Annotated in this window: 10 protein-coding genes; 9 read left to right on the forward strand and 1 reads right to left on the reverse strand. The window is 39.9% G+C overall.

Annotated features, from left to right (window positions below):
- The first annotated feature begins 24 nt into the window (after window positions 1-24).
- From O0V13_RS06470 to O0V13_RS06485, 4 genes are read left to right on the forward strand one after another with little or no spacing between them, the layout of a single operon-like run.
- Window positions 25-1,257: an Nramp family divalent metal transporter gene (locus O0V13_RS06470; protein ID WP_268034180.1), complete on the forward strand. Its 1,233-nt coding sequence runs from the start codon at window positions 25-27 to the stop codon at window positions 1,255-1,257.
- 53 nt (window positions 1,258-1,310) lie between these two features.
- Window positions 1,311-1,856: an RNA polymerase sigma factor gene (locus tag O0V13_RS06475; protein ID WP_268034181.1), complete on the forward strand. Its 546-nt coding sequence runs from the start codon at window positions 1,311-1,313 to the stop codon at window positions 1,854-1,856.
- A gap of 34 nt (window positions 1,857-1,890) precedes the next feature.
- On the forward strand, window positions 1,891-2,253 hold the full coding sequence (locus O0V13_RS06480) for a hypothetical protein (RefSeq protein ID WP_268034182.1): 363 nt from the start codon (window positions 1,891-1,893) through the stop codon (window positions 2,251-2,253).
- Window positions 2,250-2,696 (forward strand): hypothetical protein, encoded by a 447-nt coding sequence (locus O0V13_RS06485; protein ID WP_268034183.1) that lies wholly within the window; start codon window positions 2,250-2,252, stop codon window positions 2,694-2,696. The genes O0V13_RS06480 and O0V13_RS06485 overlap by 4 nt, the downstream gene beginning before the upstream one ends.
- A 134-nt stretch (window positions 2,697-2,830) precedes the next feature.
- On the opposite strand, the gene mscL is transcribed toward O0V13_RS06485, so the two are convergent.
- On the reverse strand, window positions 2,831-3,256 hold the full coding sequence (gene mscL, locus O0V13_RS06490; protein WP_268034184.1) for a large-conductance mechanosensitive channel protein MscL: 426 nt from the start codon (window positions 3,254-3,256) through the stop codon (window positions 2,831-2,833).
- A gap of 170 nt (window positions 3,257-3,426) precedes the next feature.
- Here mscL and O0V13_RS06495 point away from each other — a divergent pair, with 170 nt between their 5' ends.
- The 5 genes from O0V13_RS06495 (at window position 3,427) to prfB (ending at window position 8,724) form a co-directional block, all read left to right on the forward strand.
- On the forward strand, window positions 3,427-5,478 hold the full coding sequence (locus O0V13_RS06495) for a S9 family peptidase (RefSeq protein ID WP_268034185.1): 2,052 nt from the start codon (window positions 3,427-3,429) through the stop codon (window positions 5,476-5,478).
- A gap of 114 nt (window positions 5,479-5,592) precedes the next feature.
- Complete coding sequence (locus O0V13_RS06500; RefSeq protein ID WP_073569981.1) at window positions 5,593-5,967, forward strand: methylglyoxal synthase; 375 nt, start codon at window positions 5,593-5,595, stop codon at window positions 5,965-5,967.
- Window positions 5,967-6,953 (forward strand): 6-phosphofructokinase, encoded by a 987-nt coding sequence (gene pfkA / locus O0V13_RS06505; RefSeq protein WP_073569980.1) that lies wholly within the window; start codon window positions 5,967-5,969, stop codon window positions 6,951-6,953. Before O0V13_RS06500 ends, pfkA begins: the two co-directional genes overlap by 1 nt.
- Window positions 6,954-7,038: 85 nt before the next feature.
- Window positions 7,039-7,548: a hypothetical protein gene (locus O0V13_RS06510; protein ID WP_268034186.1), complete on the forward strand. Its 510-nt coding sequence runs from the start codon at window positions 7,039-7,041 to the stop codon at window positions 7,546-7,548.
- A gap of 71 nt (window positions 7,549-7,619) precedes the next feature.
- A protein-coding gene (prfB, locus tag O0V13_RS06515) for a peptide chain release factor 2 (RefSeq protein ID WP_268034187.1) occupies window positions 7,620-8,724 on the forward strand; the annotation gives its coding sequence in 2 pieces (ribosomal slippage) (window positions 7,620-7,679 and window positions 7,681-8,724; 1,104 coding nt in all).
- Window positions 8,725-8,746 lie beyond the last annotated feature (22 nt).

Consider the following 8,746-nt stretch of genomic DNA (forward strand, 5'->3'; position numbering starts at 1 on the left):
CTTATTTTGGCAAAAAACTACCCCTTGAATCTAAAAAAACTCTTCCAAAATATTGGTCCTGGTCCCATTGTAGCAGCAGCTTTTATCGGTCCGGGAACAGTTATGGTTTGCACCTTGGCAGGCTTCAATTTCGGCTATTCTCTTATTTGGGGAATGGGACTTTCTATCCTCGCCACCATTATTCTTCAAGAAATGAGCGGTCGAATCGGATTGGCAACAGGCAAAGATTTGAGCCAGTTGATACGAAACCAGAATACGGGATTGTTTTTCAAGATCATTCAGATTCTATTGGTGCTTTCTGCCATCGTTTTGGGAAATATTGCCTACGAATCTGGCAATATCACAGGAGCGAACCTGGGATTGGGGGTATTTATCGAACTACCAGTCTTCAATCTTGGGCCACTAACAATTGATTCTGGAAATTTATTACTGGGTTCATTGGCCTTCTTAATTCTTTGGATAGGAAATTCCAAAGTCCTGGAAAAAGTACTCGTTGGCTTGGTCATCTTTATGTCATTGGCATTTTTGCTTACCGCCATTTTAGTTCAACCTGATTGGGAAATGGTCTTCAAGGGATTTATCCCTAGTCTATCTTCAGAACAAATTCCAACCTTAGTTGCTTTGGTTGGTACCACCGTAGTGCCTTACAATCTTTTTCTTTACGCTAGTTTGGCAAAGGAAAAATGGAAAAAACCCAGCTCTATTCCTGCGATGCGCAGAGATATTATCTTATCGGTACTTCTGGGAGGATTAGTTTCAATGGCAATCGTGATTGTCGGTTCGGTAAATGAAAGCATGAACATTTCCTCTGCAAAAGACGTCGCGGCAGGGCTTGAAGGAGTATTTGGAAAAGCAGGAACCTATATGATGGGATTTGGGCTTTTGGCAGCAGGGTTGACTTCATCGATTACCGCTCCATTGGCCGGAGCTTTGGTTATTTGCGGGATTATGAATTGGAGTCAAGATCATCAATCCAAACCGATGAGATTGTCATTTCTAGTGATTGTTGGTTCAGGATTGATTTTTGCCTCTTTTGGAATCAAGCCAGTTCAATTGATTTCTTTGGCTCAATTAGCCAACGGAATTCTCCTACCTCTGATTAGTGCTTGGCTAATCTGGGTAGCCAATCAAAAATCCTGGATGGGGGAACATAAAAATCCACTTATCATAAATCTTATTTCAATAGGAATTTGGGTAATCACCTTAGGATTAGGACTTAAGAGTATTGGCAATGTATTGGATTTTCAGATTTTCTAGAAAATTCTGCAAATTCAATAAACCCTTCGCGCCTATCGGAGTCTAAGAAAACAATGCATAGCAGTGATCAGGAAATCCTTCAGCTCATTCAAAGTCCTCTCGGAAAAGAGATAGGGTTTCGTAAACTGATTGAAAAATACCAAAGTCGTGTTTATCAAGTCATCCGAAGAATGGTATTGATCCATGAGGATGCCGATGACCTGACCCAAAGCACATTTATCAAAGCTTTTCAACATATTGGTAAGTTTCAGGGAAATTCAAGCCTGTTTACCTGGCTGTATCGAATTGCCACCAACGAAACGCTGACATTTCTGGATAAAAAGAAAAAGAGGTATTTCTTCTCTATTGATGATCATCAGGAGAAAATGGAATCCTATTTGGATCAATCTGGAAGTATGGATGGAGATGAAATCCAAAAAAAGCTTCAAAAAGCCCTTTTGACATTGCCCGAAAAACAACGCTTGGTCTTTCATATGAAATATCAAGATGATTTGACCTATGATGCAATTTCAGAAATCACAGGAACCAGCGTGGGCGCTTTAAAAGCCTCTTATCATCATGCAGTAAAAAAAATTGAAGATTTTCTAAAAGATGAATAAACCTATCTATCTCAACTTAGTCTAATTAATAGCTATGTCACCCATACCAAAAATAAAGCCCTTTAAAGAACCAGAAGGTTATTTTGATTCCTTACCCGATCAAATTATGACCAAAGCTCAACCTAACCGTCAAATTGCCTGGGGAAGGTGGGCAGCAGCAGCAGTGATCATTATTTCAGTGGGGATCTACCGATTCTATCCAAGCAATTCAGAAGATGAATTGTTAGTAATGGATGAACAGGTGAATCTCATGATTGATGCAAATTACTGGACAGCTGAGGATATTTTGGGAATGAGTGACAATCCAGATGAGCTATTGGATGGAATTATCGAAGAGGAACTTCCTATCGTTGATGAACTTTGGATCCAAGAAGACCCTTATCTAATAGAACTATGAAAAAATCTATCTATTTCTTATTGATTCTAATTTTCTTTAGCCAAATAGCTTTTGCTCAAAGAGAGGGTTCATTTGATAAAGAAAAACTAAAAGATGCCAGAATCGCCTTTATCACAGACCGATTGGATCTGAGCAGTCAACAGGCCGAAAGATTTTGGCCTATATTCAACAAATACTCAGAAGGTAGAGAAGCCAATTTGAGAAAAATGGCAAGTCTCAATCCAAGAAAAGAAGAAGGAGAAATTACTGATAATCAAGCCAAAACAATGATTTCAGAACGGTTCAAACTCCAAAAACAGATGATATCTGACGAGGAAAAATTCGTTCAGGAAGTGTCTTCTGTAATCTCTTATTCCCAAATACTTCAACTCAATGGGATTGCAAGAGATTTCACGCGAATGATCTACCAACGGCATAGAAGGCGTGATAACCAAAAACCTTAAAAAGAAGAGGTTGTCTCATAAGTCAATTGAAGGGCCTGAGATTTGGCTGTATGAAAATTGACTCAGATACCTACCAGAATAAATCAGAGGCTGTCCCACCTTTTGAGACAGCCTCTTTTTATTAGAAGAACCAATTAATCTTTCTTCAGCAAATCTCTGATTTCTTCTAAAAGAACTTCTGATTTTGGTGGTGGAGGTGGCGGAGCAGCAGCTTCTTTCTTCTCCTCCTTGCGATTCATCTTGTTGATTCCTTTGATAGCAAGGAAAATCACAAATGCGATAATCGTAAAATCAACTACATTTTGGATAAACATCCCATAGTTAATCGTAACTGCATTTGTAACAACCTCTCCGGCAGCATCCAATTCAGCTTCTTTTAGCACATAGGCCAATTTTTTAAAATCCATACCGCCCAAGGCTAAGCCGATTGGAGGCATGATGACATCATTTACCAAGGATGCTACGATCTTGCCAAAAGCCCCACCGATGATGACGCCGACCGCCATATCAACGACATTGCCTTTGACAGCAAACTCCTTGAATTCTTTAATCATTCCCATAATTAAAAGGTTAATGGTTGAAAATTCTTAGTGAATATTTAGATAATTATCTGTTTTAACAATAGTCTTATTCCAAATACTTCATTTTTAATACAAGAAATTTGCATTTCGACCCATTGCATACGTTTCCAATGGCTTTTTAGTAACATTGCACCCTAATTCTGAATTTCATGAAAGCCCCGATAGCAGCAAAAAAAGATCATATCATTGAAACTCACGGACATTCCCGACAAGATCCATACTATTGGATGAATGATCGTGAAAATCCAGAAGTCATCAACTACCTAAATGAGGAAAACACCTATACAAAGGAAGTCATGAAAAAAACAGAGACTTTCCAAGAGGATCTTTTCCAAGAAATGAAAGGAAGAATCAAGGAAGATGATCAGTCAGTTCCTTATTTCAAATCAGGCTATTTCTGGTATTCCAGATATGAAAAAGGAAGCGAATACCCGATTTATTGCCGTAAAAAAGAAAGTCTGAATAATCCTGAAGAAATAATTTTGGATGTAAATGAATTGGCTGAGGGGAAATCCTTTTTTCAAGTAGGGGGAATTGCAGTCAGTAGTGACCAAAACATTCTAGCTTTCGCTTTTGACGAAGTCGGAAGAAGAATCTACTCCATCAAATTCAAAAACCTAGAAACAGGGGAGATCCTGGATTTTGAGATTCCAAAAACCACTGGAAACATGACTTGGGCAACAGATTCCTATGTTATTTTTTATTCCAAACAAGACGCCGAAACCCTCAGGTCCAACCAGATTTATCGCTATCAATTAGGTGATTCTTTGGATCAAACGACTTTGGTTTTTGAAGAAAAAGATGAAGAATTTACTTGCCATGTGCATAAATCCAAGTCTCAGGAAATAATCTTCATTCATTCTGAAAGCACTATTTCCTCAGAAATGAGGTTTATCGATGCCAAAATCCCATTTTCTGAATTCAAGGTTCTTCAGGAACGAGTTCCATATCTAGAATATGCAGCCGATCATTATCAGGATCATTTCTGGATCAGAACCAATAATGATGCTCAGAACTTCAAAGTTGTGAAGGCCCCCGTCGCTGCACCACAGCTTGAAAATTGGGAGGACTTTATTCCGCATAGAGAAAATGTTCTCTTTGAGGATTTTGACATATTTCAAGACTTTTTCGTCTCTCAGGAAAGAAGCAATGGGTTAACTCAAATCAGAATCCAACCTTGGGATGGTAGCCAAGCACATGAACTGGAGTTTGATGAAGAGACCTATACGGCCTGGATTGGAAACAATCCTGAATTTGATTCAGTAATTCTTCGATTTGGATATAATTCTTTGGTTTCGCCTTCCTCTACCTATGATTATCATATGGTTACCAAAGAGAAGACTTTGCTCAAGCAACAAGAAGTTTTAGGAGGATACAATCAAGATGAATACCAGTCAGCTAGAGTCTGGGCCAAAGCTTCCGATGGAGTCATGGTTCCTATTTCTTTGGTTTATAAAAAGGATCTATTTGAGCCAAATGGAGAAAATCCCCTGTTACTTTATGCTTACGGTTCTTATGGATACAGCATGGATGCTTACTTCTCCAGCACAAGATTGAGTTTATTGGACAGAGGATTTGTATATGCCATAGCCCATATCCGCGGCGGTGAAGATCTTGGCAGACATTGGTATGAGGATGGAAAGCTTTTGAAGAAAAAGAACACATTTACGGATTTTATAGCTTGTGCCGAGCATTTAGTAGAGGAAAAATACACCAGTCCAGAGCACATTTATGCGATGGGCGGAAGTGCTGGAGGGCTTTTGATGGGAGCTGTGATGAACATGAGACCTGATCTTTTCAAGGGGATGATTGCAGCCGTTCCTTTTGTAGATGTGGTGACGACCATGCTGGATGAGAGTATTCCATTGACTACAGGTGAATTCAAAGAATGGGGAAATCCAAAAGATCAGGAATACTATGATTACATGCTTTCCTACTCCCCATATGACAATGTGGAAGCAAAGAATTACCCCAATTTGTTGGTCACTTCAGGGCTTCATGATTCACAGGTTCAGTACTGGGAACCAACCAAATGGGTTGCTAAACTTCGTGATTCAAAAACAGATACTAATCTCCTTCTTTTGCATACAAATATGGAGGCCGGACATGGTGGTGCTTCTGGCAGATTCAATGCTCTGAAGGAACTCGCTTTGGAATATACTTTCCTATTCAAATTAGAAAATTTAATCCCAGAAGAATAAAAGGAATATTGGCTTCATTTTATTCATGGAAAAATAAACTACAAATCAAGGCGTAAAAAGAGCGAAAAATGGAATTTTTTCTAACTTTGGCGCCAACCTATTAATTCGCTATTCATGAAAATTGCGCTAATCGCCCATGATGGTAAAAAAGCCGACATGGTACATTTTTTAAGTGGCTTCAAGGACCGTCTTCACCAAAAAGATGTGGAACTGGTAGCTACAGGAACGACAGGTTCTCACATTGAGAGAGCTGGGTTCGATGTACAGAAGCTTCTTTCCGGCCCAATAGGTGGCGATGCGCAGATAGCTGCAATGGCTGCACAAAAGGAGTTGGACATGGTCATCTTTTTTAGAGATCCACTGGACAAGCACCCACATGAACCTGATGTGCAAATGTTGATGAGAATTTGTGATGTTCACAATATCCCATTGGCGACCAATCCAGCCTCTGCAGATTTAATGTTTAAGGCTTTAACTCAAACCCTATAATGGAACCTAAAACCATCAAAAAAATCGGTGTATTGACTTCAGGAGGAGATTCTCCTGGAATGAATGCTGCCATTCGAGCAGCTGTCCGAGCTGGATTTTATTATAATCTCGAGATGTACGGTATCTACCGTGGATATGAAGGGATGATCCAGAATGATATTAAAAAACTCGATTCCAAAAACATCACCCATGTTTTGGAACGAGGCGGTACCTTTTTGAAATCAGCAAGAAGTGCGGAATTCCGCACTCCTGAGGGACGTCAAAAGGCATATGACAATTTGAAAAGCCATGGAATCGATGCATTGGTTGTGATCGGTGGAGATGGTTCATTGACTGGAGCGCATTTGTTCTACAAAGAATTTGGTGTACCGGCAATCGGTCTTCCTGGAACCATCGATAATGACCTTTCAGGAACTGATTCAACCATTGGATTTGATACTGCATGCAATACTGCCATCGAGGCAATTGATAAAATCAGAGATACAGCAACCTCCCATGACAGACTATTCTTCGTAGAAGTAATGGGTCGTGACGCTGGTTTTATCGCTATCAATGCGGGGATTGGATCTGCTGCTGCTGCTATTTTGATTCCTGAAAAGAAGATGCCAATCGAAGAATTGGTTGACAAATTGAAGGTTCGTAGCAAGGCCAAAAAATCTTCCAACATTGTAATTGTCGCAGAAGGCGGGAAAAGTGGTGGTGCTGCGGAAATCGCAGAGAAAGTGAAGAAATTCCTTCCAACCTATGACATTAAAGTAACCATCTTGGGTCACTTGCAGCGGGGTGGGGCTCCTAGTTCTTACGATCGATTGCTTTCTTCCAAATTGGGAGTAGCTGCTATCGAAGGACTGATTCAGGGCAAATACGATGTAATGGCAGGTTTAATTAACCACAAAGTAGTATACACGCCAATCAAACGTGCCATTGTGGATGACAAAACCTTAGATGAAGATGATTTCAGAGTTGCAAAAATTTTATCAACTTAAATAAATCTTAAAAACGGGCTGGGAATTAAATTCCAGCCCGTTTTTGTTTAATATTACTTAAGATTCCCGCAACCCAATTTGGCAGATGAAATCAACCTTCCTTTTTTTACTTCTATTTCCAATCTCCATTTTCACTTTTGCCCAGTCAAAAGATTTTTTACTTCTAAAAAGAGGAACCAACGTTCGATCTCAAATTCGGTTTTACCCAGGAGAACAAATCACATACAAAAGCACCAAACTCGGGTATTATGTAACTGATGTGATCAAGGAATTCAGTGATGATTACGTTTATTTGAGTGAGAACATCCTCTCTTTGAATGACATAGAAGCTATTGCAATTCGGAAAAAAGACAGAAGAAACGGTACTTTAACTGCATTCAACAGCCTTATTTTGGGAGCTGGCGTGATTCTTTTGACGGTGGACGGATTAAATTCAGTATACCATGAAGGAGAATTTTCCATAGATAAAGGTGTAGGAATAACAGGTGGTATTTTGGTCGGCACCGGCATCGCCATGCTTCCCTTACGATATAAAACTTTCAAAAATCAAGGGAGAAACAAATTGCAGATCATCCGCATGAGGTTGCCTGACTGATTCGGCAAATACTTAGCAAATCCAGATTTTTTTTCGGACTTTTGCAGCTTAATTTTCACAAACATAAAATCATGACTTCGGACCAACTGAAAGACTTGAAAGCTCGCACCTCGGCTTTAAGGAGGTATCTTTGACTACGATCGGAAGAAAGCAGAAATCGAAGATCTAGAGGCTGTTTCAGCCCAGCCTGAATTCTGGAATGATCCAGAAGAGGCAGAAAAAACAATGAAACAAATCCAGGTTCGTAAAGGATGGACCAGCTCATTTGAGGATTTGGATCAAATTATCCAAGACTTGGAAGTTTTGTATGAATTCTATTCGATGGATGAAGTCGGAGAAGATGAAATCAAAACTGAATACCAAAAGGCCAAAACTGCTGTTGAAGAGCTTGAATTGAAGAAAATGCTTTCTTCAGAAGAAGATCAACTCAATGCTGTTTTGGAAATCAACCCAGGTGCCGGCGGTACTGAAAGTAATGACTGGGCATCTATCTTGATGAGGATGTACATCATGTGGGGAGAGAAAAACGGTTACAAAGTAAAGGAAGTAGACGTTCAACCAGGTGAAGTCGCAGGGATCAAATCAGCAACTTTGGAATTTGAAGGTCCCCTAGCCTATGGATTCTTGAAATCCGAAACTGGAGTTCACCGTTTGGTAAGGATTTCTCCTTTTGACTCTGGAGGAAGACGTCATACCTCATTTGCATCTGTTTATGCGTATCCTGAGGTGGATGATACGATTGAAATCGAGATCAATCCTGCCGATGTGGAGTTGCAAACTTCCAGATCAGGTGGTGCCGGTGGACAGAACGTAAACAAAGTGGAAACCAAAGTTCAATTGACTCACAAGCCAACAGGAATCGTGGTTGTTTGTCAAATTGAACGTTCCCAGCTTGCCAACAGAGAGAAAGCAATGCAGATGTTGAAATCTCGATTGTACCAGATGGAATTGGAAAAAAGAAATGCTGAATTGGCAAAAATCGAATCTTCCAAATTACGTGTGGATTTCGGATCTCAAATCAGAAACTACGTTCTTCACCCTTACAAACTTGTGAAGGATAACCGAACAAGTTTTGAGACATCCGACACACAGCATGTGCTGGATGGAGGCTTGAACGAATTTATGAAAGCCTTCTTGCTGGCCCAGAGTGAGGAAGAAGCAAACAAAGATCAATAAGTAGAAAGGCCGGATTTTAAAT

The organism is Algoriphagus sp. PAP.12 (genome assembly GCF_026652115.1).
Classification (GTDB): Bacteria; Bacteroidota; Bacteroidia; order Cytophagales; family Cyclobacteriaceae; genus Algoriphagus.

Bases quoted from the DNA above. Each gene is read 5' to 3' on its own strand.
- O0V13_RS06480 (WP_268034182.1), top strand. From the start codon at position 1,891: ATGTCACCCATACCAAAAATAAAGCCCTTTAAAGAACCAGAAGGTTAT.
- O0V13_RS06500 (WP_073569981.1), top strand. From the start codon at position 5,593: ATGAAAATTGCGCTAATCGCCCATGATGGTAAAAAAGCCGACATGGTA.
- O0V13_RS06510 (WP_268034186.1), top strand. From the start codon at position 7,039: ATGAAATCAACCTTCCTTTTTTTACTTCTATTTCCAATCTCCATTTTC.
- mscL (WP_268034184.1), bottom strand. From the start codon at position 3,256: ATGGGAATGATTAAAGAATTCAAGGAGTTTGCTGTCAAAGGCAATGTC.
- O0V13_RS06475 (WP_268034181.1), top strand. From the start codon at position 1,311: ATGCATAGCAGTGATCAGGAAATCCTTCAGCTCATTCAAAGTCCTCTC.
- O0V13_RS06495 (WP_268034185.1), top strand. From the start codon at position 3,427: ATGAAAGCCCCGATAGCAGCAAAAAAAGATCATATCATTGAAACTCAC.
- pfkA (WP_073569980.1), top strand. From the start codon at position 5,967: ATGGAACCTAAAACCATCAAAAAAATCGGTGTATTGACTTCAGGAGGA.
- O0V13_RS06485 (WP_268034183.1), top strand. From the start codon at position 2,250: ATGAAAAAATCTATCTATTTCTTATTGATTCTAATTTTCTTTAGCCAA.